The organism is Roseovarius sp. PS-C2 (assembly GCF_018862045.1).
In the GTDB taxonomy this organism is placed as follows: Bacteria; Pseudomonadota; Alphaproteobacteria; order Rhodobacterales; family Rhodobacteraceae; genus Roseovarius.
This window is the reverse complement of record NZ_JAHKSQ010000001.1, coordinates 187,862-211,895: the sequence shown is the minus strand read 5'-3', so window position 1 is coordinate 211,895 and position 24,034 is coordinate 187,862. Positions and strand designations below refer to the sequence as shown.

The 24,034-nt window shown below is 65.1% G+C and carries 24 protein-coding genes; 22 read left to right on the top strand and 2 right to left on the bottom strand.

Annotated features, from left to right (window positions below):
- Window positions 1-222 precede the first annotated feature (222 nt).
- The 4 genes from KPG71_RS01015 to KPG71_RS01000 all read left to right on the top strand — a co-directional run bounded on the left by KPG71_RS01015 (window position 223) and on the right by KPG71_RS01000 (window position 3,121).
- Window positions 223-1,011, top strand: coding sequence for an exodeoxyribonuclease III (locus KPG71_RS01015; RefSeq protein ID WP_216336101.1), 789 nt, complete (start codon window positions 223-225; stop codon window positions 1,009-1,011).
- 305 nt (window positions 1,012-1,316) lie between these two features.
- Window positions 1,317-2,228, top strand: coding sequence for a co-chaperone YbbN (locus KPG71_RS01010; RefSeq protein ID WP_216336099.1), 912 nt, complete (start codon window positions 1,317-1,319; stop codon window positions 2,226-2,228).
- A 27-nt stretch (window positions 2,229-2,255) separates the two neighbouring features.
- Complete coding sequence (locus KPG71_RS01005; RefSeq protein WP_216336097.1) at window positions 2,256-2,915, top strand: LON peptidase substrate-binding domain-containing protein; 660 nt, start codon at window positions 2,256-2,258, stop codon at window positions 2,913-2,915.
- Window positions 2,912-3,121, top strand: a complete 210-nt coding sequence (locus tag KPG71_RS01000) for a Trm112 family protein (protein WP_216336095.1) — start codon at window positions 2,912-2,914, stop codon at window positions 3,119-3,121. The genes KPG71_RS01005 and KPG71_RS01000 overlap by 4 nt, the downstream gene beginning before the upstream one ends.
- Window positions 3,122-3,125: 4 nt before the next feature.
- On the opposite strand, the gene KPG71_RS00995 is transcribed toward KPG71_RS01000, so the two are convergent.
- Entirely contained in the window at window positions 3,126-3,860 is a 735-nt protein-coding gene (locus KPG71_RS00995) for a FadR/GntR family transcriptional regulator (protein WP_073032563.1), read from the bottom strand.
- A gap of 60 nt (window positions 3,861-3,920) precedes the next feature.
- Here KPG71_RS00995 and KPG71_RS00990 point away from each other — a divergent pair, with 60 nt between their 5' ends.
- The 15 genes from KPG71_RS00990 to KPG71_RS00920 all read left to right on the top strand — a co-directional run bounded on the left by KPG71_RS00990 (window position 3,921) and on the right by KPG71_RS00920 (window position 18,827).
- Window positions 3,921-4,679 carry a DUF2182 domain-containing protein gene (locus KPG71_RS00990; RefSeq protein WP_216336689.1) on the top strand — a complete coding sequence of 253 codons (759 nt, stop codon included), beginning with the start codon at window positions 3,921-3,923 and terminating at the stop codon, window positions 4,677-4,679.
- Window positions 4,680-4,697: 18 nt separating this feature from the next.
- Window positions 4,698-5,327: a DUF1326 domain-containing protein gene (locus KPG71_RS00985; RefSeq protein WP_216336093.1), complete on the top strand. Its 630-nt coding sequence runs from the start codon at window positions 4,698-4,700 to the stop codon at window positions 5,325-5,327.
- Entirely contained in the window at window positions 5,327-5,836 is a 510-nt protein-coding gene (locus tag KPG71_RS00980; protein WP_216336091.1) for a DinB family protein, read from the top strand. Before KPG71_RS00985 ends, KPG71_RS00980 begins: the two co-directional genes overlap by 1 nt.
- Before the next feature lie 108 nt (window positions 5,837-5,944).
- Window positions 5,945-6,940: an acryloyl-CoA reductase gene (gene acuI, locus KPG71_RS00975; RefSeq protein WP_216336088.1), complete on the top strand. Its 996-nt coding sequence runs from the start codon at window positions 5,945-5,947 to the stop codon at window positions 6,938-6,940.
- A gap of 202 nt (window positions 6,941-7,142) precedes the next feature.
- Window positions 7,143-7,559, top strand: a complete 417-nt coding sequence (locus KPG71_RS00970) for a universal stress protein (RefSeq protein WP_216336086.1) — start codon at window positions 7,143-7,145, stop codon at window positions 7,557-7,559.
- Between the two features lie 127 nt (window positions 7,560-7,686).
- On the top strand, window positions 7,687-8,202 hold the full coding sequence (locus KPG71_RS00965) for an N-acetyltransferase family protein (protein ID WP_367397290.1): 516 nt from the start codon (window positions 7,687-7,689) through the stop codon (window positions 8,200-8,202).
- A gap of 646 nt (window positions 8,203-8,848) precedes the next feature.
- Window positions 8,849-9,352, top strand: coding sequence for a division/cell wall cluster transcriptional repressor MraZ (gene mraZ / locus KPG71_RS00960; protein WP_216336082.1), 504 nt, complete (start codon window positions 8,849-8,851; stop codon window positions 9,350-9,352).
- Between the two features lie 3 nt (window positions 9,353-9,355).
- Complete coding sequence (rsmH, locus tag KPG71_RS00955) at window positions 9,356-10,348, top strand: 16S rRNA (cytosine(1402)-N(4))-methyltransferase RsmH (RefSeq protein ID WP_216336080.1); 993 nt, start codon at window positions 9,356-9,358, stop codon at window positions 10,346-10,348.
- Window positions 10,348-10,695: a cell division protein FtsL gene (locus KPG71_RS00950; protein WP_216336078.1), complete on the top strand. Its 348-nt coding sequence runs from the start codon at window positions 10,348-10,350 to the stop codon at window positions 10,693-10,695. Before rsmH ends, KPG71_RS00950 begins: the two co-directional genes overlap by 1 nt.
- The gene (locus KPG71_RS00945) at window positions 10,692-12,476 is read left to right on the top strand and encodes a penicillin-binding protein 2 (protein WP_216336076.1); all 1,785 of its coding nucleotides are present in this window, start codon (window positions 10,692-10,694) and stop codon (window positions 12,474-12,476) included. Before KPG71_RS00950 ends, KPG71_RS00945 begins: the two co-directional genes overlap by 4 nt.
- 19 nt (window positions 12,477-12,495) lie before the next feature.
- Window positions 12,496-14,004: a UDP-N-acetylmuramoyl-L-alanyl-D-glutamate--2,6-diaminopimelate ligase gene (locus tag KPG71_RS00940; protein ID WP_216336688.1), complete on the top strand. Its 1,509-nt coding sequence runs from the start codon at window positions 12,496-12,498 to the stop codon at window positions 14,002-14,004.
- On the top strand, window positions 14,001-15,446 hold the full coding sequence (gene murF, locus KPG71_RS00935; protein ID WP_216336075.1) for a UDP-N-acetylmuramoyl-tripeptide--D-alanyl-D-alanine ligase: 1,446 nt from the start codon (window positions 14,001-14,003) through the stop codon (window positions 15,444-15,446). Before KPG71_RS00940 ends, murF begins: the two co-directional genes overlap by 4 nt.
- Window positions 15,447-16,529 carry a phospho-N-acetylmuramoyl-pentapeptide-transferase gene (mraY, locus tag KPG71_RS00930; RefSeq protein WP_216336073.1) on the top strand — a complete coding sequence of 361 codons (1,083 nt, stop codon included), beginning with the start codon at window positions 15,447-15,449 and terminating at the stop codon, window positions 16,527-16,529. It begins immediately after the preceding gene.
- A 293-nt stretch (window positions 16,530-16,822) separates the two neighbouring features.
- Window positions 16,823-18,220 (top strand): UDP-N-acetylmuramoyl-L-alanine--D-glutamate ligase, encoded by a 1,398-nt coding sequence (murD, locus tag KPG71_RS00925; protein WP_216336071.1) that lies wholly within the window; start codon window positions 16,823-16,825, stop codon window positions 18,218-18,220.
- A 208-nt stretch (window positions 18,221-18,428) separates the two neighbouring features.
- Window positions 18,429-18,827, top strand: coding sequence for a hypothetical protein (locus KPG71_RS00920; protein WP_216336069.1), 399 nt, complete (start codon window positions 18,429-18,431; stop codon window positions 18,825-18,827).
- Here KPG71_RS00920 and KPG71_RS00915 read toward each other — a convergent pair whose 3' ends face one another.
- Window positions 18,828-20,015 (bottom strand): NAD(P)/FAD-dependent oxidoreductase, encoded by a 1,188-nt coding sequence (locus tag KPG71_RS00915; protein ID WP_216336067.1) that lies wholly within the window; start codon window positions 20,013-20,015, stop codon window positions 18,828-18,830. It abuts the gene before it with no gap.
- 295 nt (window positions 20,016-20,310) lie between these two features.
- Here KPG71_RS00915 and ftsW point away from each other — a divergent pair, with 295 nt between their 5' ends.
- The 3 genes from ftsW to murC are packed head-to-tail and all read left to right on the top strand — an operon-like array spanning window position 20,311 to window position 24,019.
- Window positions 20,311-21,477, top strand: coding sequence for a putative lipid II flippase FtsW (gene ftsW, locus KPG71_RS00910; protein ID WP_216336065.1), 1,167 nt, complete (start codon window positions 20,311-20,313; stop codon window positions 21,475-21,477).
- Window positions 21,474-22,589: a UDP-N-acetylglucosamine--N-acetylmuramyl-(pentapeptide) pyrophosphoryl-undecaprenol N-acetylglucosamine transferase gene (locus KPG71_RS00905; RefSeq protein WP_216336063.1), complete on the top strand. Its 1,116-nt coding sequence runs from the start codon at window positions 21,474-21,476 to the stop codon at window positions 22,587-22,589. The genes ftsW and KPG71_RS00905 overlap by 4 nt, the downstream gene beginning before the upstream one ends.
- Before the next feature lie 29 nt (window positions 22,590-22,618).
- A complete protein-coding gene (murC, locus tag KPG71_RS00900) occupies window positions 22,619-24,019 on the top strand; it encodes a UDP-N-acetylmuramate--L-alanine ligase (RefSeq protein ID WP_216336687.1) in 1,401 nt (466 codons plus the stop codon).
- Window positions 24,020-24,034: the final 15 nt, after the last annotated feature.

Sequence of the window (24,034 nt, the reverse complement as noted above, 5' to 3'; positions counted from 1 at the left end):
AGGATCACTATTCTATACTTTAGTATGGTGTCAGAGTTCCCGTTGCATGTGCGGGTTATCGCATGCACCTCCCTGTTGGACTGACCCCGGCATTGTGTCGGGGTCTTTTTTGTCCGGTGGGGCGGAGAAGCTACGGCGTGTTTTCGAGGGTGTCGCGGGCCGCCCATCACGGTATAGAGCGGGCAGGGTATTCGAACGCGCAGGCAATGAAAGGGGGCGCTCATGGCATTCACGCTGGCGACATGGAACATCAACTCGGTCAGGTTGCGCGAAGGGCTGGTGGCCCGTCTGTTGCAGGAAGAAGCCCCCGACATCCTGTGCCTTCAGGAATGCAAGAGCCCGGTCGAGAAAATCCCGCGCGAGCAGTTCGCCGCGTTGGGTTATGGCCACATGGTGGCGCGTGGGCAGAAGGGGTATAACGGGGTTGCAATCCTGTCGCGCCTGCCGCTGGAAGATGCGGGCGACATGGATTTCGCCGCGCTTGGCCATGCCCGCCATGTGGCGGCGCGGCTGGAAAACGGCACGGTGATCCATAATTTCTATGTGCCTGCGGGCGGTGACAAGCCCGACCGCGCGATCAACGAGAAATTCGGCCAGAAGCTGGATTACCTGACCGAGATGCGGGACTGGTTCCGCGACCGCCGCCCCGAAAAGGCGATTCTGGTGGGCGACCTCAATATCGCCCCGCGCGAGGACGACGTGTGGTCGCACAAGCAGCTTCTCAAGGTGGTCAGCCATACCCCCATCGAGGTCGAACATCTGGCCAATGCCCAGGAGGCGGGGGGCTGGGTGGACGTGACCCGTGCCGATATTCCCGAGGGGCAGCTCTATAGCTGGTGGTCCTATCGCGCGCGGGACTGGGACGCGGCGGACAAGGGGCGCAGGCTGGATCATGTCTGGACGTCCGGCGATCTGAAGAACGCCTTTCACTCCAGCCGTATCTTGCGCGCCGCGCGTGGCTGGGAGCAGCCGAGTGACCACGCCCCCGTATTCGCGACATTCGATCTCTAGCTTTACGTTACCTCCATTTAGGTAAGGAAAACCTGACCTATCAATTTTCCCCCCGATCGGAAAGAAGACCCGCGGGAGGCCAAACAGTAAACGGTTCATGAATGCGAGTGTCAGAGGTTTCGCCTTCCTGGGCGGTGGCTCTGTCTTGTGGACTTTGGCTGCCGCCCGCCTCATGGCTCTCAGGCCGGTGTCCGGGGGCGGGGCACTCTCGGGCGCAACGGGGTGAGTGCGCTGCCCTCTTGCAACATGCGCGTGGCTGCTCCATGTAACCGGGGAATACACGCACAGCATCCGGAGCCCGAGACATGCTTGAACTTGGTGGCCAAACCCCTCCTGCAACCGATCTGATCAAGGACGTGAGCGAGGCGGACTTCATGAGCGAAGTCGTCGAAGCCAGCCAGACCGTTCCGGTCATCGTGGATTTCTGGGCACCGTGGTGCGGCCCCTGCAAGACGCTCGGTCCGGCGCTGGAAGCGGCGGTGACCAGGGCCAAGGGCGCGGTCAGGATGGCCAAGGTCAATGTCGACGAAAACCAGATGATCGCGGGCCAGTTGCGGGTGCAGTCTATCCCGACGGTCTATGCCTTCTGGCAGGGCCAGCCCGTGGACGGGTTTCAGGGCGCGGTTCCTCCGTCGGAGATCGACGCCTTTGTCGAGCGTGTCGTGCAGGCCGCCGGGGGTGATGCCAGCGGCGGGCTCGACGATGCGCTTGCGGCGGCCGAGGAGATGCTGGAGCAGGGTGCGGCGACCGATGCCGCCCAGACCTTTGCCGCGATCCTGCAGGAGGATGCGCAGAACGCCGCCGCCTATGGCGGGCTGGTGCGGGCCCATATCGCGATGGACGATCTGGAGCAGGCCGAGGCGATCCTGAACGGCGCCCCCGCCGAGATATCGCAGGCCCCGGAACTGGAGGCGGCCCATGCCCAGCTTGAACTGGCGCGGCAGGCGGCGGATGCCGGACCGGTGGGCGAATTGCAGGACAAGGTCGAGGCCGATCCGAACGATCATCAGGCGCGGTTCGACCTGGCCCAGGCGCTGAATGCGGCGGGCCAGACGCAGGAGGCGGTCGATCAGTTGCTGGACCTGTTCCGCCGCGACCGCGAATGGAACGACGCGGCGGCCAAGCAGCAGCTCTTCACCATTTTCGAGGCACTCAAGCCCAACGATCCCATCGTTTTGAACGGACGCCGCAAGCTCAGCTCGATGATATTTGCCTGACCGCCTGTGCGGGCTAGGTTGACCGATATGTTCAACGCATCCGATCTGCCCGATGTCATCCCGGTCTTTCCGCTACCGGGGGCGTTGCTGTTGCCGCGCTCGCGCCTGCCGTTGCACCTGTTCGAGCCGCGCTATCTGGCGATGCTCGACGATGTGCTGAAGACGCCGGAGCGGCTGATCGGCATGGTGCAGCCCAATCCCGGCCCGGCCTCGGCCCCCGAGAGCGGCAAGGACAAGGGCTTGCACGCCATCGGTTGCGTCGGGCGCGTCACCCAGTTCTCGGAAACCGAGGACGGGAGATACATGATCACGCTGACGGGGCTTTCCCGGTATCGGATACTGGACGAGGTCGAGGGGTTCACCCCGTATCGGCGCGCGCGCGTGTCGTGGGAGGGGTTCGAGCGCGATCTCGGCCCGGCGGATGCCGACCCGGAGTTCGACCGGGCGGCGTTTCTGGCCCTGCTGGGGCGCTATTTCAAATCGCGCGAGTTGCAGACCGATTGGGAGACGCTGGAGCAGGCCGAGGACGAATTGCTGATCAATTCGCTGTCGATGCTCCTGGGATTCGAGCCCGAGGACAAGCAGGCGCTGCTGGAGGCGCCGTCGCTGTCGACACGGCGCGAAACGCTGGTGACGCTGATCGAATACGCCCTGCGCGGGGGCGACGACAAGGAGATCGTGCAATGAACGATACCGCCGAACACAGCCGTCATGACCATGCCGGGTTCGACCGCCGCATGCTGGAGGCGCTGATCTGCCCGCAATCCCAGGTGACGCTGGAATATGACGCCGAGCGTCAGGAACTGATCAGCCGCGCCGCCGGTCTGGCCTATCCGATCCGCGACGGGATTCCGGTGATGTTGCTGGACGAGGCGCGCCGGCTGGACGACTGACGGGTCAGGTGGCCTTGCGGGCGCGGGCGGCCATGACATCGTGCCCGAGGGTCAGTGTATAGGCTTCGAGCTCGTGCAGGGCGGTATCGGCGGCGGCGGCGTCCTGCGTGTCGAGCGCATCGGCGATGCGGGTGTGCAGCCGTTCGATGGTTTCGCGTGAGCGGGCGGTGAAGGTGATCATGTTCATCAGCGGCTGCATCGCCTCGACCGCGCCCGCCAACTGATAGCTGAGCACCGGATTTCCGGCAGCATCCACGAGGGCGCGGTGAAAGGCCACGTCCGACGCGCAGAAGGATTCATCGGACAGGCCCGGCTGGGTCTGGCGGTGAATCTCGGCGCGCATCGTGGCGAGATGATCGGCGCTGCGGCGCGCGCAGGCCAGCGGCGCGCAGGCGCGTTCCAGCGCATAGCGGGCTTCGCAGGCGGTTTCGAAGCTGACCGCGTTCATCGACAACAGCAGCGTCGAGGTGGTGACGTGCTGCCCGTAGGCCTCTTCGTAGCTGAGCCGCTTGACGAAAGCCCCGCCGAAAGCCCCGCGCTGCGTGCGGATCAGCGATTGCGCCGCCAGCCGTTTGAGCGCCTCGCGCACGGTGGGGCGGGAGACCTCGAACTGCTCGGCCAGTTCGGCCTCGGAGGGCAGGCGCTCGTCCACGATCATGCGCCCTTCGACGATGGCGTCGCGGATGGCCTTGGCGATCTGGGCCGAGAGGTCGGTTTTGGTGTTCGGGTCGATTTTCATTTGTCTTACATTTAAATGTCTGACAATTTGATGGCAAGCCATGAGTCGCATGAGGGTGACATGATTTCAGCACGGATCAGACGGATGACGGGCCTGCACTGGCTGACGCTGTTCGGTGTGATCGTTCTGGCCTGGGCGCTGCTCTATGCGATGGCCTTGCCCGAGAGCCTTCGGGCGGCGGGGCAGGTTTACGGGGCCGAGTTCCTGGCCAGCCTGTGCGTGGTCACGCCCGACGCGGCGGGGTTCGGGCGGATCACGGTCATGTGGGCGCTGATGTCGGCGGCGATGATGGCCCCCACGGCGCTGCCGGCGCTGGCCACCTATGACGAGTTGCCCACGACCGGGCGGGCAGGGTTCACGGCGCTGCTGGCGGGGTATCTGGCGATCTGGCTGGGCTTTTCGCTGCTGGCGGCGGGGGCGCAGATGGGGCTCTACCGGGGCGATCTGGTCAGCGCCTTTGGCGACAGTCGTTCACGGGTCTTGTCCGGTGCGCTGTTGCTGATCGCCGGGGCGTATCAGTTCAGCCCGGTGAAAGAGGCCTGCCTTGCCAAGTGCCGCGCGCCGCTGACCTTTTTCATGCAGCACTGGGACGAAGGCGCGTGGCGCAACGGGCTGCGGCTGGGGCTGGTGTGCCTTGGCTGTTGCTGGGCGCTGATGGCGCTGGCCTTTGTGGGCGGGGTGATGAACCTGGCCTTCATGGGGCTCGCCACGGCGATCATGATCATCGAGAAACTGCCCGATCTGGGCCGCTGGCTGACCCGCCCGCTGGGGGCGGGGCTGGGGCTGGCCGGGCTCTGGATGCTGGCAGGCGGAATTTGAAACGGAGGAGAGTGAAACATGCCGTTCGACGAGTTGGGCACGGTGCCCTGGACCATCAAGGGGGAGTTGATCCTCAACTGCAACTGCACGGTGTTCTGCCCCTGTGTCGTCAGCCTTGGGAAGCATCCGCCGACGGAAGGTCATTGCCAAGCCTGGGCCGGGGTGCGCATCGACGAGGGGCAGTATGGCGATGCCGACCTGTCGGGGCTGAACGTGGGCCTGATGCTGGAAATTCCGGGCCTGATGGCGCGCGGCAACTGGAAGGCGGCGGCCTATATCGACGAGCGCGCCGATGACGCGGCCTATGAGGCGCTGGTCAATATCTTCAGCGGCAAGGCGCGCGGCACCACCGGGCTGTTCAGTATGCTGGTCAGCGAATTCCTGGGCGCCGAGCGTGCGCCGGTGGTGTTCGAAACCGAGGGCAAGGCGCGCCGCCTGATGGTGGGCAAGAAGATCCAGGGCGAGGTGGTGCCGGTCGAAGGCAAGGGCGGCGAAGATATCGTCGTGACCAACACCGAATACTGGATGGGCCCCGACATCACCGTGGCCACCGCCACCAAGGGGCGGGTGCGCGCCTTTGGCCGGGTGTGGGATTTCGACGGGCGCAGCGCGGAAATCTGCCAGATTGACTGGCACGGGCCCCGCTGATGATCGGCCCGGCGTATCCACGGGAGATGGCGCGCTACAACGCGTGGCAGAACCGCCAGATACACGCCGCGCTGGACGGGGCGTCGCTGGACGATCTGCGGGCCGATCACGGTGCGTTCTTCGGCTCGATCCTGGGAACGCTGAGCCATATCCTGTGGGGGGACCGGATCTGGATGAGCCGGTTCGCCCCCGATCTGGTTGCCGCACCCGAGGGCGGGATCAAGCGCAGCCCGGAGCTGTGCCCGACCCTCGCGGTGTGGAGTGCCGAGCGGTTCGTGACCGATGCGGCCATCGCCCGTTGGGCCGACAAGCTGCATGCGTTGGATCTGACCGGCGATCTGACATGGCATTCGGGGGCCTTGGGCCGCGAGGTGAGCAAGCCCAAGGCGCTGTGCGTGGTGCATATGTTCAACCACCAGACCCATCATCGCGGGCAGTTGCATGCGATGATGACACGGGCGGGGGTCGATGCACCGGTCAGCGACCTGTTCGCGATGCCGGGGACGTAGGCGCCTGTTGCGAGCGAGGGAGTGAGGGGCCAGCCCCTCACACTCCCCGGAGTATTTTGGGAAAGATGAAGCAGGGGGCTGGCCCTGAACGCGCGAAGGGAGAGACAGATGTTCAACGCACTGGTCGTGGACAAGGACGAGGACAGCGGCAAGACGAGCGCCGCGGTGACGCAGATCGGGGTCGATGACCTGCCCCATGGCGAGGTTCTGGTGGCGGTGGATTATTCCACGGTCAACTACAAGGACGGGCTGTGCGTCGGGCCGGGTGGCGGGCTGGTGCGCCGCTATCCGCATGTGCCGGGGATCGATTTTGCCGGGACGGTCGAAGAGAGCAGCGATGCGCGCTACAAGCCCGGCGACAAGGTGGTGCTGACCGGCTGGCGCGTGGGCGAGGCGCATTGGGGCGGCTATGCCCAGAAGGCGCGGGTGCTGGCCGACTGGCTGGTGCCCTTGCCCGAGGGGCTGGATACCCGTGCGGCGATGGCGGTGGGCACCGCCGGGCTGACTGCGATGCTGTCGGTCATGGCGCTGGAGAATCACGGGCTGGAGCCGGGTCACGGGCCGGTTCTGGTGACCGGGGCCGCGGGCGGCGTGGGCAGTGTGGCCACGGCGATCCTGGCCAATCTGGGGTATGAGGTGGCGGCGGTGACCGGGCGGCCCGAGACCGGCGAATACCTGAAGGGGCTTGGCGCGAGTCAGATCGTTGCGCGCGAGGAATTGACCGAGGTGACCCGGAAGCCGCTGGAATCCGAGCAATGGGCGGGCTGCGTCGATGCGGTGGCGGGTGTCATGCTGGGCCGGGTGCTCAAGCAGATGAAATACGGCTCTTCGGTTGCGGCCGTGGGGCTGGCCGGTGGCGCGGCGATCGAGGGGGCGCTGATCACGCCGTTTATCCTGCGCGGTGTCAACCTGCTGGGGATCGACAGCGTGATGCAGCCCTATGACAACCGTTTGCGCGCGTGGCAGCGGCTGGCCAGCGACCTGCCGATGGACAAGCTGGAGGCCATGGTGCAGCCCGCGACGTTGTCGGACCTGCCGGCGTTGGGGCGCGATATCCTCAAGGGGCAGGTCAAGGGGCGTATCGTGGTGGATGTGAACGCCTGAGATCGTCCTGCGGGGCCGCATATGTCGCGACTGGCATAGAAAACGGCGTGGTTGATTGATTTCCGGCCCCGCGCCGCGTTACCGTCGACGCAAGGGGCATCCTGCGGAGCCGCCGCAGGCCCCCGTTCGGCGGAGCGCACAGGCGGCCTGTCCGGTTTCGGACAGGAGCGGCGATGCAATCCGCACGACAGGAGGATAGTGAATGTTCAAGAAGATCATGACGCCGGTCGATCTGGCCCATAAAGGCGATCTGGCAAAATCGCTGGCCGTGACAGCAGACCTTGCAAAGCAATACGGTGCCGAAGTGGTCTATGTCGGGGCCACCACGCCCACGCCCAGTTCGACCGCGCACAACCCTGCGGAGTACAAGGACAAGCTGATGGCCTTTGCTGCAGAGCAGGCCGGGGCGCACGGGATCAATGCCACGGCGGACATGGTGATGGCGCATGATCCGACAACAGATATCGACGATGTGCTGATCAAGGCCGTCAAGGACGAGGGCGTCGATCTTATCGTGATGCAAAGCCACATGCCGAACATTCTCGATTACATCTGGCCATCGAATGGCGGCAAGGTGGCCGAACACGCCAAATGCTCGGTTTTCGTGGTGCGCGGCTGATATGAATGACGCGCGGTCCCGGCGGCGGACGCCGGGGCTGCGGCGCGGCCTTTTGCGCGAGGGCTTGCTCTGAGCGGCGCAAGGGGTAATGTGGCCTCTCCTGAAACGGCCACGCAAGGAGCATCGGGTGAAGGACAACGGCGATCTTGTGATCCGCCCGGTGCGGGATTCGGATGCCGATAAGGTGTGGCCCCTGTTGCGCGACGTGATCCGCAAGGGCGATACCTATGCCATCGACCCGAACCTGACACGCGACCGTATGCTGACGCTGTGGGTCGAGCAGCCCCGTGCCGCCTATGTGGCCGAGCGCGAGGGCGAAATCCTGGGCAGCTATTACATCAAGTCGAACCAGGCCGGGAACGGGGCTCATGTCTGCAATTGCGGGTACATGGTGGCCCCCTCGGCCCGTGGGCAGGGGGTCGCGCGCGCGATGTGCCTGCATTCGCAGGACGAGGCGGTCAAGCTGGGCTATCTGGCGATGCAGTTCAATCTGGTCGTGTCCACCAATACCGGCGCGATCCGTCTGTGGCAGGATCTGGGGTTCGAGACCGTGGGCCGCCTGCCGGGGGCGTTTCACCACCCCGAGGCGGGGCTGGTGGATGCGCTGGTGATGTATAAGTGGCTGGCGCCTGCACAGGGCTGACGGCGCCTTTCGGGACATCCTGGGAAGCTGAGCGGGAATTCATGGGACCGCGTCATGGGAATTCATGGGCGGGGTCTGTTCGCGCGCCGAATCACGGCGGCGTGATCGATGCGATCGGTCCTGAGTATGCCTGATTTCGCCTGGAATTTCTGGCCGGGTCGCTGATTTATGGGATTTTTTCGGGAAAACATGGGAAAAATCCGGCCCTGCATTTGCCTACTATATGTTGTGTTTGTCTGTGGTTCTTTCCGCTAGGTTATGCGTCTGAATGCTCCAATTCGGCACATCATGTTGTTTTTGAAGGGCGTAGAGAACAAGATCATGTGCCTGTTTCCCGCAAAAACTTATTGATCTCCATGAATTCCCATGTCATCCCTTTAATCACGATGAGGACGGGAACAAAGGGGCGCAACAAAGACCCCGAACAAAAAACACCCAAGTCAGGTTTCATACAGGCACCCGCTTTCATCGAACGAAGAGATCCGGCGCGCGGGCGAGCAGACATCCCCCCAGGTGGCGCGCGCAGTCGGACACCCCCGCAAGGCGGGACGAGGGCGGCGGATTGGGCAGTGGCAGCAGCTCAGTCCGTCGTTTCGTTTCAGGGGGACGTGTTTCAACCAGGGGCGACAGAGAGGCGGACGGGACAGTGGTTCGCAGGTTCAGAGGTGAAAGCCACCACAAGGTGGACAGCAAGGGCAGGGTGTCGATCCCGGCCTCTTTTCGCCGTGTCCTCGAAGCCTCCGACCCGAACTGGACCGACGGGCTGAATCCCGAACTGGTCATCGTCTATGGCGATCACCGCCGCAGCTACCTTGAATGCTATACCATGGACGCCATCGCCGAGGTCGACGCCAAGATCGACGCGTTGCCGCGCGGCTCGATGGAGCGCAAGATGCTGCAGCGCCTGTTTCATGGTCAATCCTACCCCACCAATGTGGACGAAACCGGGCGTCTGGTCCTGCCGGCCAAGCTGCGCCAGAAGATCGGGCTGGAGAGCGAAGCGTTCTTCATCGCCGCCGGTGACACCTTTCAGGTCTGGAAGCCCGAAACCTACGAGGAAGAAGAACTGGCCAAGACCGAGGAGTGGCTGGACGATCTGCCCGAGGATTTCGATCCGCTGTCCTTCCTGGATGGGCCGAAAGGGGATTGACGGATGGCTGCCGCTGCCCACGCCCCCGATTCCGCCCCGCATATTCCTGTTCTTCTGCGCCCGCTGCTGGAGGCCGTCGCGCCCGTTCGGGGCGTTTGGGTCGATGGGACGCTCGGCGCGGGCGGTTATACCCGTGCGCTGCTCGAGGCCGGGGCCGAGCGTGTGATCGGCGTGGACCGCGACCCGCTGGCGCTCGAGATGGCGCGCGAATGGGGGGCGGAATACGGCGCGCGGCTGGACCTAGTGCAGGACACGTTTTCCAACATGGACGATCATGCGCAGGGCGTGGATGGCGTGGTGCTGGATCTCGGGGTGTCCTCGATGCAGCTCGACCGGGCCGAGCGGGGGTTTTCCTTCATGCAGGACGGCCCGCTGGACATGCGGATGAGCCAGGACGGCCCGAGCGCCGCAGATCTGGTGAACACGGCGTCCGAAAGCGATCTGGCCGATATCCTGTATCTTTATGGCGAGGAGCGCGCCAGCCGCCGGATTTCCCGTGCGATTGTTCGTGCCCGCGAGGAAAATCCCATAAAGACTACCTTTCAACTGGTTGAAATCGTGGAAAAATGCCTGCCGCGTCCCAAGCCGGGGCAGGCTCATCCCGCGACCCGCAGCTTTCAGGCGTTGCGCATCGCGGTGAACGATGAATTCGGTGAACTGGTCGCCGGGCTGGAGGCCGCCGAACGCGCCTTGAAACCCGGCGGGCAACTGGCGGTGGTGACCTTCCATTCGATCGAGGACCGGATGGTCAAACGCTTCCTTCAGGCCAAGTCCGGCGGGGGCGGGCGGGGCAGCCGCCACGCGCCCGAGGTGCAGGCCATCGCGCCGGAATTCGAGGTCCGAAACCGCAAAGCCATTGGCCCGGACGATCGCGAACTCGGTGAAAATCCACGCTCGCGCAGCGCCAAGCTGCGCGTGGCGATCCGTACGGATGCACCGGCCACGCCGGCGGATCGCAAGGCCATCGGCATGCCGTTGCTCAAGGGGGACAGATAATGCGCAGCCTGTTTTACGTTCTGACCGCTTTATCGGTGATCGGCCTGGCCTTTTGGGCCTATCGCGAGAATTACGAAACCCAGGCGGCGCTGAACCGCGCCGAGAGGCTCCAGATTCAGATTTCCGATGCCCGTCAGCGCCTGCGCGTACTGAATGCCGAATGGGCCTATCTGAACCGGCCCGACCGTCTGCGCGATCTGGCCGAGATCAATTTCGACAAGCTGGGCCTTGTGCCGCTGCAGCCCTATCAGTTCGGCCGGATCGACCAGGTGGCCTTTCCGCCCGAGGACGAAACCCTGCCGATCCTGACTCCGGTCGAGGTTTCCAACATGGAGGACACGCAATGATCCGCACCCCGCTGCGCCCGCTGGCCCGTATCCTCGATGCCCGCGCAAAGGGCGAAAACCCCGATGCCATCGAGCGCGAGAATATCCGCATCCGGCACGAACAGATGCGGGATCGCGCCCGTGTGCGCGCCGAGGGGCGCCTTCTGGTTCTGGGGGCGATGTTCTTTTGCGCCTTCGCGGTGATCGGCGGGCGAATGGGCGTTCTGGCCAGTTCCGAGCCGTCCGAGCCGCGCAGTTCCGTTGCCGGGGCGCAGATACTGGCGCAGCGCGCCGATATCGTGGATCGCAAGGGCCGTATCCTGGCCACCAATTTCGAAACCCACAGCCTCTATGCGCAGCCGCCCCAGATGATCGAACCGGAGCGGGCGGCGGATGAGCTGGTCAAGATCTTTCCCGATCTGGATCGCGAGAGGCTGATCAAGGATTTCACCGGCAAGCGCAAGTTCCTGTGGATCAAGAAGAAACTCAGCCCCGAACAGAAACAGGCCGTGCATGACATTGGTGAGCCGGGCCTGTTGTTCGGACCGCGTGAAATGCGCCTTTACCCCAACGGCAAGCTGGCCGCGCATGTGATGGGCGGGGCCAGTTTCGGCCGTGAGGGCGTCCATGCCGCCGAGGTGATCGGCGTGGCGGGTATCGAAAAGCAGTTCGACGAACGCCTGCGCGATCCGGCGCATGGCCACGAGCCGCTGACCCTGTCGCTCGACCTGTCGGTGCAGGCGGCGGTCGAGCGGGTTTTGCATGGCGGCATGACCCTGATGAACGCCAAGGGCGCCACCGCGATCCTGATGGAGGCGAAAACCGGTGAGTTGATCTCGGTCGCGTCGCTGCCCGATTTCGATCCCAACGACCGCCCCCGCCCGCCGACCGAGGGCAACCCCAGCGACAGCCCGCTGTTCAATCGCGCCGTTCAGGGGGTTTACGAACTGGGCTCGACCTTCAAGATTTTCGCGGTCGCGCAGGCGCTGGAACTGGGCCTGATCAACCCGTCGACGATGATCGACACCTCGGGGCCGCTGCGGTGGGGCAGGTTCCGCATTCGGGATTTCCACAATTACGGCCCGGAGCTGACCGCCACCAAGGTAATCGTCAAATCCTCGAACATCGGCACCGCGCGTATCGCCCAGATGATCGGGGCCGAGCGTCAGCAGACGTTCCTCAAAAAACTTGGGTTCTTCGATCCGACTCCGGTCGAGATCGTCGAAGCCGCGGGCGGGCAGCCCCTGTTGCCGCCGAAATGGTCCGAGTTGTCGGCAATGACGATTTCCTATGGCCACGGCCTGTCGGCCAGCCCGATGCACCTGGCCGCCGCCTATGCCACGCTGGCCAATGGCGGGCGCAAGGTGACCCCCACATTGCTGCGTCAGCCCACGGCGCAGCTTGGTCCGCGCGTGATGTCCGAACAGACCGCGCGCGTCGCGCTGGACATGCTGCGTAAGGTCGTCACCGAAGGCACCGCCAGCTTTGGCGAAGTGCCGGGATACGCGGTAGGCGGCAAGACCGGCACCGCCGACAAGCCCAAGGAACGGGGCGGCGGGTATTACGAGGACAAGGTGATCGCGACCTTCGCCAGCGTCTTTCCGGCCCATGACCCGGAATACGTGCTGGTGGTCACGCTGGACGAGCCGGTGGAAACCTCGGGCGACGAACCGCGCCGCACGGCGGGCTGGACAGCCGTGCCCGTGGCTGCCGAAATCATACGTCGCGTCGCCCCCCTGTTGGGGCTCCGTCCACAGATTGAACCCGGCGAACTGGCTGCTATAACGCTGACAGCGAATTAGACATGACGTGCGGGGACATATGGTGGCGGGCCAGACGAAATCACTGACGGAACTCGGCCTGACCGCGCAAGGCGGCAAGCGGGCGCAGATCACCGGCCTGGCCGTGGACAGCCGCGAGGTGGCCGACGGGTTTCTCTTCGCGGCGTTGCCCGGCACCCGCGTGCATGGCGGCGAATTCATTCAATACGCGTTGCGCATGGGGGCCGCGGCCATCCTGACCGATTCAAGAGGCGCGCGGTTGGCGGCTGACGATCTGGCCTTGTATGACAATGTCGCCCTGATCGTGGCCGAAGACCCGCGCCAGACGCTGGCCTATACCGCCGCCCTGTGGTTCGGCGCGCAGCCCGAGGTGATGGTTGCCGTGACCGGCACCAACGGCAAGACCTCGGTCGCCAGTTTCTGCCGCCAGATCTGGATGGAACTGGGGCTGGAGGCGGTGAATATCGGCACCACCGGCGTCGAAGGCGCGTTCGAGGCGCCGCTGGCCCATACCACCCCCGAGCCCATCACCCTGCACCGCGTTCTGGCTGCGGCCGAGGCGGCGGGCGTGACCCATGCGGCGATGGAGGCGTCCTCGCACGGGTTGGAGCAGCGCCGGCTCGACGGCGTGCATCTGCGCGCGGCGGGGTTCACGAATTTTTCGCAGGACCATCTGGATTACCACGCCACGTTCGATGAATATTTCGCGGCCAAGGCCGGGCTGTTCGCCCGTGTGTTGCCCGAGGATGGCGTCGCGGTGCTGAACGTCGACGATCCCAAGGGCCAAACGATGGCCGAAATCGCCAGCGCGCGCGGGCAGGACCTGATCACGGTTGGCCGCCGCGAGGGGAGCGATCTGCACATGCTGGCGCAGCGGTTCGATCCAACCGGGCAGGAATTGCGCTTTGACTGGCAGGGCCGGATACACCAGGCCCGGATGCCGCTGATCGGCGGGTTTCAGGCCGAAAACGTGCTATTGGCCGCCGGTCTGGCCATTGCCGCCGGGGCCGATGCCGAGCGCGTCTTTGAAACCCTGCCGCATATGAAAACCGTGCGGGGCCGGATGCAACTGGCCGCGACCCGCGCCAATGGCGCGGCGGTTTTCGTGGATTTCGCCCATACGCCCGATGCGGTTTCGACCGCCCTCAAGGCGCTGCGCCCGCATGTGATGGGCCGCCTGATCGCCATCGTCGGCGCGGGCGGGGATCGTGACGCGGCCAAGCGCCCGCTGATGGGCCGGGCGGCGGTGGAGAACGCCGATCTTGTGATCGTGACCGATGACAACCCCCGCTCGGAAGACCCGGCAACGATCCGCGCCGCGGTGATGGCGGGCGTCGCCGCAGCGGGCGGGGCCGACTCGGCCACCGAGGTGGGCGACCGGGCCGAGGCGATCCTGCGCGGGGTCGATATGCTGGGGCCGGGCGATGCGCTGCTGATTTGCGGCAAGGGCCATGAATCCGGGCAGATCGTCGGCGATGACGTGTTTCCCTTCGATGACAGCGAACAGGCCAGCGTCGCGGTGTCGGCGCTCGACGGGGGCCTCGCATGACGCTCTGGACGGCACGGGAGGCCGCAACGGCCACCGGCGGGCGCAGCACCCGCGACTGGCAAGCCACCGGCGTTTCGATCGACACCCGCACCATTCAATCCGGCGATCTGTTCGTGGCGCTGAAAGCGGCGCGCGACGGGCATGATTTCGTGGCGCAGGCACTTGAAAACGGGGCTGCCGCCGCACTGGTCAGCCACATTCCCGACGGGCTGGACGACAGCGCGCCGCTGCTGATCGTGGAGGACGTGCAAACCGCGCTCGAGGCGCTTGGCCGTGCCGCGCGGGCCCGCACGCAGGCCCGTGTGGTGGCCGTGACCGGCTCGGTCGGCAAGACCTCGACCAAGGAAATGCTGCGCGATGTGCTGTCCCGACAGGGCCGCACCCATGCCGCAGAGGCAAGCTATAACAATCATTGGGGCGTGCCTCTGACACTGGCGCGCATGCCTGCCGGGACCGAATTCGCGGTGATCGAGATCGGCATGAACCACCCCGGCGAAATCGCGCCGCTGTCACGCCTGGCGCGGCCCCATGTGGCGATGATCACCACCGTCGCGCCCGCGCATATGGAGGCTTTCGAGAACCTCGACGGGATTGCGCGGGAGAAGGCGGCGATCTTCGAAGGGCTGGAAGAGGGCGGCGCCTGTATCTTCAACGGCGATCTGGACGAAACCGTGACGCGCACCATCGAGGGCGCGGCACGGGCGACGGGCGGGCCGGTGCTCCGCTTCGGGGCGGGTGAGGACTGCCAATATCGCCTGACATCGGCGCAGTTGACCGCAGACGCCACGGTGATCCGGGCCGACCTGCCCTCGGGGCCGCAAATCGTGAAACTGTCCGCGCCGGGCCGCCATTTCGCGGCCAACGCCCTTGGGGTTCTGGCGGTGGCCGAGGCCCTGGGGGGCGACGTGACGCTGGCGGCGCGCGACCTGTCCAGATGGCGGCCCCCGGCAGGGCGGGGCACACGCGAGAGGATCGTTCTGGATTCGGTGGACGATCTGTCGCTGACACTGATCGACGATGCGTTCAATGCAAACCCCACCTCGATGGCCGCCTCGCTCGAAGTCCTGGCAGCCACCACGCCCGAGGATGGCGTCGGGCGGGTGTCCAAGGGGCGGCGCATCGCCATTCTGGGCGATATGCTGGAACTGGGCGAGGATGAAACCGCCCTGCATGCCGGTCTGGCCGATCTGCCCTTCATTGCCGATCTGGACGTGATTCATTGTGTCGGTCCGCGGATGCGGGCGCTATGGCAGGTTCTGCCCGAGCACAAGCGCGGCGTATGGTGCGAAACGGCACAGGAACTGGCGGAGCGCGCCCGCCGTATGATAGACGCGGGCGATGTCGTGCTCGTCAAGGGCTCCAAGGGCAGCAAAGTCAGCCTTGTGGTCGATGCGCTGCGACGCGCCGTGCGGCCTTCGGGCCGGGAAACAGAGGACAGTTGAATGCTTTACTGGTTGACCGCGTTGTCGGATGGCGGGGATGTCTTTAACCTGTTCCGCTACATCACCTTCCGCGCGGGCGGGGCCTTCATGACGGCGCTGCTGTTCGGTTTCCTGTTCGGGCCGCCGCTGATCAACGTGCTGCGCAAGCGCCAGGGCAAGGGGCAGCCGATCCGCAGCGACGGCCCGGAAAGCCACATTGCCAAGACCGGCACTCCCACCATGGGCGGCTTGCTGATCGTGGGGGCGCTGCTCACATCGACCCTGCTTTGGGCGCGGCTGGACAATCCGTTCGTCTGGCTGGTGCTGTTCGTGACGCTGGCCTTCGGGCTGATCGGATTTGCCGATGACTATGCCAAGGTGTCCAAGCAGAACGTGTCGGGCGTGTCCGGCAAGGTGCGCCTTGGGCTCGGTTTCCTGATCGCCGGTATCGCCTCGTACTGGGCGTCGGTCTATCACCCTGACACGTTGCAGTTCCATCTGGCCCTGCCGGTGTTCAAGGACACGCTGATCAATCTCGGCTGGTTCTTCGTGCCCTTCGCGATGTTCGTCATCGTGGGCGCGGCCAATGCCGTGAACCTGACGGATGGGCTGGACGGTCTGGCGATCATGCCGGTGATGATCGCGGGCGGCGCCCTGGGGGTGATCGCCTATGCGGTGGGGCGTGTGGACTTTACCGAATATCTCGATGTGCACTACGTCCCCGGCACGGGGGAAATCCTGATCTTCGCCGCTGGCCTGTTCGGCGGTGGCCTCGGGTTTCTGTGGTACAACGCCCCGCCTGCGGCGGTGTTCATGGGCGATACCGGGTCGCTGGCGCTTGGCGGTGCCTTGGGCGCGATTGCGGTGGTCACCAAGCACGAGATCGTCCTTGGCATTGTCGGCGGGTTGTTCGTGGTCGAGGCGCTCAGCGTGATCATTCAGGTGCTCTATTTCAAACGCACCGGCAAGCGGGTGTTCCTGATGGCGCCGATCCATCATCACTATGAGAAAAAGGGGTGGGCCGAGCCGCAGATCGTTATCCGGTTCTGGATCATCGCGCTGATCCTGGCGATGATCGGGCTGGCGACGCTGAAGGTTCGCTGACGCTGCCGGGGGGCTGTTTCACCTTTTGTACGAAACGCGCGTACGCTTTGTACGAACCTCCAGCGTGCGCCCGGTTCATCCGCAGGCCGCACCGCTCCGGCTCCAACGCGATACCGACGTGATACCGACACGATACCGAATGGCCTGAATGGGGCCGCGGCCCTTGTTAACAAAGGGATTCGGTACTGTCGCCCTGCCGGGAGCGTTCGGGAGGCGTAACACTTTTTTAACCCGCTTGCGCGCGGGGCGTTGTGGGGGCAGTTTGGCGTGGTCAACTATCGAAGGAAACAGGCATGATCGAGGTGCAGGGCGTATCCGGGCAGCGTGTGGCGGTGCTGGGGCTGGGGCGGTCGGGCCTGTCGGCGGCGCGGGCCTTGCGGGCGGGCGGCGCACAGGTTCTGGCATGGGACGATAACCCCGCCGCACGTGAGGTCGCGTCCGAGGAAGGGTTTGAAATCAAGGATTTATCGCGCGATGGCGTGTTCGATGACATCGCGTCGCTGATTGTCAGCCCCGGCATTCCGCATCTTTATCCGCAGCCCAACAAGGTGGTTGCCAATGCCTTGCAGGCCGGGGTGCCCGTGGACAACGATATCGGGCTGTTCTTCCGCTCGTTCTCGGGCTCCGGATGGGAGGAATACGACCAACCCCCCAAGGTGATCGCGGTGACCGGAAGCAATGGAAAATCAACGACTTCGGCGCTGATTCATCATGTTCTGGACGAGACCGGAAAGGACGTGCAACTGGCCGGGAATATCGGGCGCGGGGTGCTCGATATCGACCCGCCCGGCGATGGCGGTGTGGTGGTGTTGGAACTCAGCAGTTACCAGACCGAGCTGGCCCGCGCCCTGACACCAGATATTGCGGTCTTCACCAACCTGACCCCCGACCACTTGGACCGGCATGCCGGTCTGGGCGGGTATTTCGCGGCCAAGCGGCGGCTGTTTGCCGAGGGCGGGCCGGATCGTGCGATCATCGGTGTGGACGAGGACGAGGGCCTGTTCCTGGCCGGGCAACTGGCCGTGGGGCGTGGTGACGACCGGGTGATCCGGGTGTCGGCGGATCGCAAGCTGTCGGGGCCGGGGTGGTCGGTGTTCGCGCGCAAGGGGTTCCTGTCGGAGTACCGCAAGGGCAAACAGGCCGGGTCGATAGATTTGAGGAATATCAAGGGCTTGCCGGGGGCGCATAACCATCAGAACGCCTGTGCGGCCTATGCGGCCTGCCGCACACTCGGGCTGGCGCCCAAGGTGATCGAGCGGGCCTTTCAGTCCTTCGGGGGGTTGCCGCATCGCAGTCAGGTGATTGCCGAGAAGGAGGGGGTCGCTTTCGTGAACGACAGCAAGGCGACGAATGTGGATTCGGCGCTCAAGGCCTTGATGGCGTTCGATAAAATCCGTTGGATTTGCGGCGGGCTGGCCAAGGAGGGCGGGTTGTCGGCGCTTGTGCCGGGATTCGGCCATGTCGCGAAGGCCTATGTCATCGGGCGCGAAGCGGCGGAATTTTCCCTGCAATTGGAAGGGCTTGAGGCCGAGGTCTGCACCACGATGGAGCGCGCCGTCGCCCGCGCCACGGAGGATGCGCAACCGGGCGAGACGGTCTTGCTGGCCCCCGCGGCGGCCAGTTTCGACCAGTACGACAATTTCGAAAAACGCGGCGAGGATTTCATCCACCAGGTTATGTCCCGCCTCTGAGCGTTTCGTACGTTTTGTACGATGTGTACGCGGGTTTTGTACGAAAATCGGGGGTATCCGGGCGATTTGCGTTCATGAGGGGCGCAAATCGCCCGTGCCCGCCGGGTCCGCCGCCACCTCCACAGCACGCCGGGAGGGGGACGTTGACCCTGGACATCAAAACCGGCATCAATCAGAAGGAGATATTAAAAGACGGGAAACACCTTTGATGAGATATTTCAGCGCAACATTCGGCGCCGCCCTGTTGGCGCTTCTTCCGATGACATCACCCGCTGCGGCGCTCGGTGCTGATCGTGACGGGTACTATTCGGCGAACGACCAGCGCGCCGCCATTCTGGATTGCAAACATGAGTTGGGCCGGGGTGGCCGGGCGGTTTTTCAGGCGGTCTGGCAGGAATATCCGCTGGCCGGAAATTCCGTTCTGCGCATTCTGCCGCGCGGCGGCGTCAGCAAGGCGGATGCCCGGTGGATCAATGCCTGTGCCGACGAAAAGCTGGGTCGTGCGCGCACCCCGGCAGGGAAGAAACCGCGCAAGGTGCTGCGCGGAGCATGCCCGCGAAACGCGCCGGTCCTTTATGGCGGCGCGGCCTACTGTATCGGGCGCTGATCAGGCTTTCGGGCCTGCGGCAATGGCGTGCCCCGCCGCCCAGCCCGAGGACCAGGCCCACTGGAAATTGTAGCCCCCGAGCCAGCCGGTCACGTCCACGGCCTCGCCGATGAAGAACAGGTTGGGCAGGGTTTGCGACATCATGGACTGTGAATTCAGGCCCGCCGTGTCGATGCCGCCGAGGGTGACCTCGGCGGTGCGGTAGCCTTCGGAGCCGGTGGGCCTGAGACGCCATTCGCGCAGGTTCCGCACCATTTCGGCCAGCGCGGCGTCGGACTGATCGGCGAGGTTACCGTTTGGTAACAGGTCCGGGGCAAGGTGGTCGACAAGACGCGCGGGCAGATGGCGGGCCAGTTCGGTGGTCAGCTTGCGCCGCCCTTCCTGCTGACGTTGTGCGCGCAGGGTTTCAAACAGATCGCCGCCGGGGTCGAGGTTTATCACGATATCCTCGCCCTCGCGCCAGTAGGAGGAGATTTGCAGGATCGCGGGGCCGGACAGGCCGCGATGGGTGAACAGGACGGATTCGTCGAACGCGGCATGGGTATTGGACACCCGCGCCGGGGCGGACACGCCCGAGAGACCGGCAAAGCGCTGATCGGAAAAGGTGAGCGGCACAAGCGCCGGGCGCGTTTCGCGCAGGCCATGCCCGAATTGCGCGGCGATCTCATAGGCGAGCCCCGTCGCGCCCATCTTGGGAATCGACTTGCCCCCGGTGGCCACCACGAGGTGACGCGCGGTGAGGGTTGTGCGCTGGCCCTCGCGGTCGAGCGTGGCGATGAAGCGGCTGCCGTCATGGGTCAGCTCGACCAGCGCGGTCTGCAGCCACAGATCGGCCCCGGCGCGGGCCATTTCCGAGCGCAGAAGGGCGATGATCTGCCCGGACTTGCCGTCGCAGAACAACTGCCCGAGGGTCTTTTCGTGATAGGCGATGCCGTAGCGTGCCACGAGGTCGATGAAATCCCACTGGGTATAGCGTGACAGCGCGGATTTGCAGAAATGCGGATTTCCCGACAGGAAGTTTTCCGGCCCGGCATGCATGTTGGTGAAATTGCAGCGCCCGCCGCCCGAGATGCGGATTTTCTCGCCCGGCGCCCTGGCATGATCGACGATCAGGGTGCCCGCGCCCGCCTGGGCGGCGCACATCATACCGGCGGCCCCGGCGCCGAGGATCAGTGTGTTGACCTGCATGGGGGCAGGATGTGGCGCATGGGGCGGGTGGGGTCAATCGGTTTCACGGCCCTGCGCCCGGTGGCCGGTGCCGGATGCCTCCGGCGGGGATATTTGGAGCAAGAAGAAAGGGGGCGCGTCGGGTCTTCCTGGCGGTGAAAACAGGCAATGGGGCGGTGGGTGCGTTTGCATCGCGCCCATGCGTGGTGCGCCGCGCATGGTGTCAAGAACGCTTCCCACGGGGCCGTTCTGCTGCTAAACTGTGCGAACAGACCCCGAAAAGGGGCGGGACATGAGGCAGTAGTCGGCGGTTCAGATGACAGAAATGGTCTATGGCACGATCCCTGTGCGGGAGTCGGAGCCTGTTCTTCCCAAGTGGTGGCGGACGATCGACAAATGGTCGATGTCCTGTGTTCTGATCCTGTTCGGGATCGGGATCTTGCTGGGGCTGGCGGCATCGCCGCCGCTGGCGGAAAAGAACGGCTTTGCGCCGTTCCATTACGTGGAGCGGCAGGCGGTGTTCGGCGCGCTGGCGCTGAGCGCGATGATGCTGACCTCGATGATGACCCCGCAACTGGTGCGGCGGCTGGCCGTTCTGGGGTTTCTCGGGGCCTTTGCGGCGCTGATGCTGCTGCCGTTTTTCGGCACAGATTTCGGCAAGGGCGCGGTGCGGTGGTATTCGCTGGGCTTTGCCAGCGTGCAGCCGTCGGAATTCCTGAAGCCCGGTTTCGTCGTGGTCGCGGCCTGGATGATGGCGGCCAGTCAGGAGATCAACGGCCCGCCGGGGCGGAGCTGGTCGTTCTTGCTGACGCTGGTGATCGTGGTCTTTCTGGCGATGCAGCCCGATTTCGGGCAGGCCTGTCTGGTGCTGTTCGGCTGGGGCGTGATGTATTTTGTGGCCGGGGCGCCGCTGTTGCTGCTGATCGGCATGGCGGTCTGCGTGGTGCTGGCGGGCAGTTTCGCCTATTCCGGGTCCGAGCATTTCGCGCGCCGGATCGACGGGTTCCTGAGCCCGGATGTCGACCCCAACACGCAGCTCGGTTTTGCCACCAACGCGATCCGCGAGGGCGGGTTTTTCGGCGTGGGCGTCGGTGAGGGCGAGGTCAAGTGGAGCCTGCCGGATGCGCATACCGATTTCATCATCGCCGTGGCGGCCGAGGAATACGGGCTGATCCTGGTGCTGATCATCATCGCGCTTTACGCCATTGTCGTCGTGCGCTCGCTGATGCGCCTGATGCGCGAGCGCGATCCCTTCATCCGTCTGGCCGGGACCGGGATGGTGGCGATGTTCGGCGTGCAGGCGATGATCAACATGGGCGTGGCCGTGCGCCTGCTGCCGGCCAAGGGCATGACGCTGCCTTTCGTCAGCTATGGCGGGTCGTCCCTGATTGCCGGGGGCATCGCCGTGGGCATGCTGTTCGCCTTTACCCGCACCCGTCCGCAGGGCGAGATCGGGGATATCCTGCGCGGGAGGGGCCGATGAACGGCAAGGCGCCCTTGCTGGTGATCGCCGCGGGCGGCACGGGCGGGCATATGTTTCCCGCCCAAGCGCTGGCCGAGGTGATGCTGCGCCGGGGCTGGCATGTGCGGCTGAGCACCGATGCGCGCGGGGCGCGCTATGTGGGGGGCTTTCCGCATTCGGTGGAGATCGAGCAGGTGTCCAGCGCGACCTTCGCGCGGGGTGGCATTGTCAACAGGCTGCTGGCGCCGTTTCACATTCTGGGCGGTGTATTGGGCGCGACGGTCCGGATGCTGCGCGAGCGGCCCGCCGTTGTGGTGGGATTCGGCGGGTATCCGACGATCCCGGCGCTTGGGGCGGCGTGGCTGTTGCGCCTGCCGCGCATGGTGCATGAGCAGAACGGCGTGTTGGGCCGGGTGAATCAGGTGTTCTCGAAAAAGGTGGATCGTGTGGCCTGTGGCACATGGCCGACCGCGCTGCCCGAGGGCGTCGAGGGGGTGCATGTGGGCAACCCGGTGCGCGCCGCGGTGCTGGAACGGGCGGGGGCGGCCTATATCCCGCCGGGGGATTACCCGATGTCGATTCTGGTGATCGGCGGCAGCCAGGGCGCGCGTATCCTGAGCGATGTGGTGCCCGGCGCGATTGCGGCCCTGCCCGAAGAGCTGCGCCGCAACATCCGGGTCAGCCATCAGGCGCGGGACGAGGATGGCGAGCGGGTCGCCGCGTTTTACACCGAACACGGGATTGACGCCGATGTGGCCGGGTTTTTCCGCGATGTGCCGCGCCGGATGAGCGAGGCGCAGCTGGTGATCAGCCGCGCCGGGGCCAGCAGCGTGGCCGATATCAGCGTGATCGGGCGGCCCTCGATCCTGATTCCCTATGCGGCGGCGGCGGCGGATCATCAGAGCGCCAACGCGAAGGGGCTGTCGCAGGCGGGGGCGGCGATCGTGATTCCGGAATCGAAGCTTGCGGTCGAGACGCTTTCGGAGCAGATAGCCAGCGTTTTGACGACTCCCGAAGGGGCCCTTCAGATGGCGCAGGCCGCGTTGAGCGTGGCGGTGCCCGACGCGCCGCAGCATCTGGCCGACATGGTCGAGGCGCTGGCGGCGGATGCTGGCAGGGAGAACGACCAATGAGGGATTTCGCGCGTGAAGGAGAGCCTGTGATGAATGCCGCGACCAAACTGCCCGGAGATGTGGGCCCCATTCATTTCGTGGGGATCGGGGGTATCGGCATGTCGGGCATTGCCGAGGTCCTGCTCAATCACGGGTATGTGGTGCAGGGCAGCGACCTGAAACGCTCGGCCATAACAAAGCGGCTCGAAGGCATGGGCGCGACCGTGTTCGAGGGACAGGCGGCGGAGAACCTCGAGGGGGCCGAGGTGGTCGTGATCTCGTCGGCGATCAAGCCGGGCAACCCGGAACTGGACGAGGCGCGCCGCCGGGGCCTGCCCGTGGTGCGCCGGGCCGAGATGCTGGCCGAGCTGATGCGGCTGAAATCCAATGTGGCCGTGGCCGGGACGCATGGCAAGACGACCACCACGACGATGGTCGCCGCGCTGCTGGATCACGGGAATTTCGACCCTACGGTGATCAATGGCGGGATCATCCACGCCTATGGCAGCAATGCCCGTGTCGGCGATGGTGAATGGATGGTGGTGGAGGCCGACGAAAGCGACGGCACCTTCAACCGCCTGCCCGCGACCATCGCCATCGTCACCAATATCGACCCCGAACACATGGAGCATTGGGGCACCGAGGAGAACCTGCATCGCGGGTTCTACGAATTCGTCAGCAATATCCCGTTCTACGGGCTGGCGGTGTGCTGTACCGATGACACGGATGTGCAGGCGCTGGTGGGCAAGCTGACCGACCGGCGTGTCGTGACCTACGGGTTCAACGCGCAGGCCGATATCCGGGCGGTGAACCTGCGCTATGAAAAGGGCGTGGCGCATTTCGATATCCGCCTGCAGAACGAGGACAAGACCATCGAGGGCTGCACATTGCCGATGCCCGGCGATCACAATGTCAGCAACGCGCTGAGCGCCGTGGCGGTGGCGCGTCATCTGGGCATGAAGGATGTGGAAATCCGGCAGGCGCTGGCCGCGTTCGGCGGGGTGAACCGCCGCTTTACCCGCGTGGGCGAGGTGAACGGCGTGACCATCATCGACGATTACGGCCATCACCCGACGGAAATCACCGCCGTCCTCAAGGCCGCGCGGCAGGCTTGCGAGGGGCGGGTGATCGCGGTGCATCAGCCGCACCGTTACAGCCGCCTGCACAATCATTTCGACGATTTCTGCGCCTGTTTCAACGAGGCCGATGTGGTGGCGATTGCCGAAGTCTATGCCGCGGGCGAAGACCCGATCGAAGGCGCGACGCGCGACGATCTGGTGGCGGGGCTGATCCGGCATGGCCACCGCCATGCCCGCGCCATCCAGGACGAGGACGATCTGGAACGGCTGGTGCGCGAACAGGCACGGCCCGGCGACATGGTCGTGTGCCTTGGGGCGGGCACGATCAGCGCATGGGCCAATGGGTTGCCGGAGCGCCTGAAGCGCAGGTAACGATCACCGGGGGGG

Excerpts from the sequence above, each read along its gene's own strand:
- KPG71_RS01015 (WP_216336101.1), top strand. The coding sequence starts at position 223 with ATGGCATTCACGCTGGCGACATGGAACATCAACTCGGTCAGGTTGCGC.
- KPG71_RS01010 (WP_216336099.1), top strand. The coding sequence starts at position 1,317 with ATGCTTGAACTTGGTGGCCAAACCCCTCCTGCAACCGATCTGATCAAG.
- KPG71_RS01005 (WP_216336097.1), top strand. The coding sequence starts at position 2,256 with ATGTTCAACGCATCCGATCTGCCCGATGTCATCCCGGTCTTTCCGCTA.
- KPG71_RS01000 (WP_216336095.1), top strand. The coding sequence starts at position 2,912 with ATGAACGATACCGCCGAACACAGCCGTCATGACCATGCCGGGTTCGAC.
- KPG71_RS00995 (WP_073032563.1), bottom strand. The coding sequence starts at position 3,860 with ATGAAAATCGACCCGAACACCAAAACCGACCTCTCGGCCCAGATCGCC.
- KPG71_RS00990 (WP_216336689.1), top strand. The coding sequence starts at position 3,921 with ATGATTTCAGCACGGATCAGACGGATGACGGGCCTGCACTGGCTGACG.
- KPG71_RS00985 (WP_216336093.1), top strand. The coding sequence starts at position 4,698 with ATGCCGTTCGACGAGTTGGGCACGGTGCCCTGGACCATCAAGGGGGAG.
- KPG71_RS00980 (WP_216336091.1), top strand. The coding sequence starts at position 5,327 with ATGATCGGCCCGGCGTATCCACGGGAGATGGCGCGCTACAACGCGTGG.
- acuI (WP_216336088.1), top strand. The coding sequence starts at position 5,945 with ATGTTCAACGCACTGGTCGTGGACAAGGACGAGGACAGCGGCAAGACG.
- KPG71_RS00970 (WP_216336086.1), top strand. The coding sequence starts at position 7,143 with ATGTTCAAGAAGATCATGACGCCGGTCGATCTGGCCCATAAAGGCGAT.
- rsmH (WP_216336080.1), top strand. The coding sequence starts at position 9,356 with ATGGCTGCCGCTGCCCACGCCCCCGATTCCGCCCCGCATATTCCTGTT.
- KPG71_RS00950 (WP_216336078.1), top strand. The coding sequence starts at position 10,348 with ATGCGCAGCCTGTTTTACGTTCTGACCGCTTTATCGGTGATCGGCCTG.
- KPG71_RS00945 (WP_216336076.1), top strand. The coding sequence starts at position 10,692 with ATGATCCGCACCCCGCTGCGCCCGCTGGCCCGTATCCTCGATGCCCGC.
- KPG71_RS00940 (WP_216336688.1), top strand. The coding sequence starts at position 12,496 with ATGGTGGCGGGCCAGACGAAATCACTGACGGAACTCGGCCTGACCGCG.
- murF (WP_216336075.1), top strand. The coding sequence starts at position 14,001 with ATGACGCTCTGGACGGCACGGGAGGCCGCAACGGCCACCGGCGGGCGC.
- mraY (WP_216336073.1), top strand. The coding sequence starts at position 15,447 with ATGCTTTACTGGTTGACCGCGTTGTCGGATGGCGGGGATGTCTTTAAC.
- murD (WP_216336071.1), top strand. The coding sequence starts at position 16,823 with ATGATCGAGGTGCAGGGCGTATCCGGGCAGCGTGTGGCGGTGCTGGGG.
- KPG71_RS00920 (WP_216336069.1), top strand. The coding sequence starts at position 18,429 with ATGAGATATTTCAGCGCAACATTCGGCGCCGCCCTGTTGGCGCTTCTT.
- KPG71_RS00915 (WP_216336067.1), bottom strand. The coding sequence starts at position 20,015 with ATGCAGGTCAACACACTGATCCTCGGCGCCGGGGCCGCCGGTATGATG.
- ftsW (WP_216336065.1), top strand. The coding sequence starts at position 20,311 with ATGACAGAAATGGTCTATGGCACGATCCCTGTGCGGGAGTCGGAGCCT.
- KPG71_RS00905 (WP_216336063.1), top strand. The coding sequence starts at position 21,474 with ATGAACGGCAAGGCGCCCTTGCTGGTGATCGCCGCGGGCGGCACGGGC.
- murC (WP_216336687.1), top strand. The coding sequence starts at position 22,619 with ATGAATGCCGCGACCAAACTGCCCGGAGATGTGGGCCCCATTCATTTC.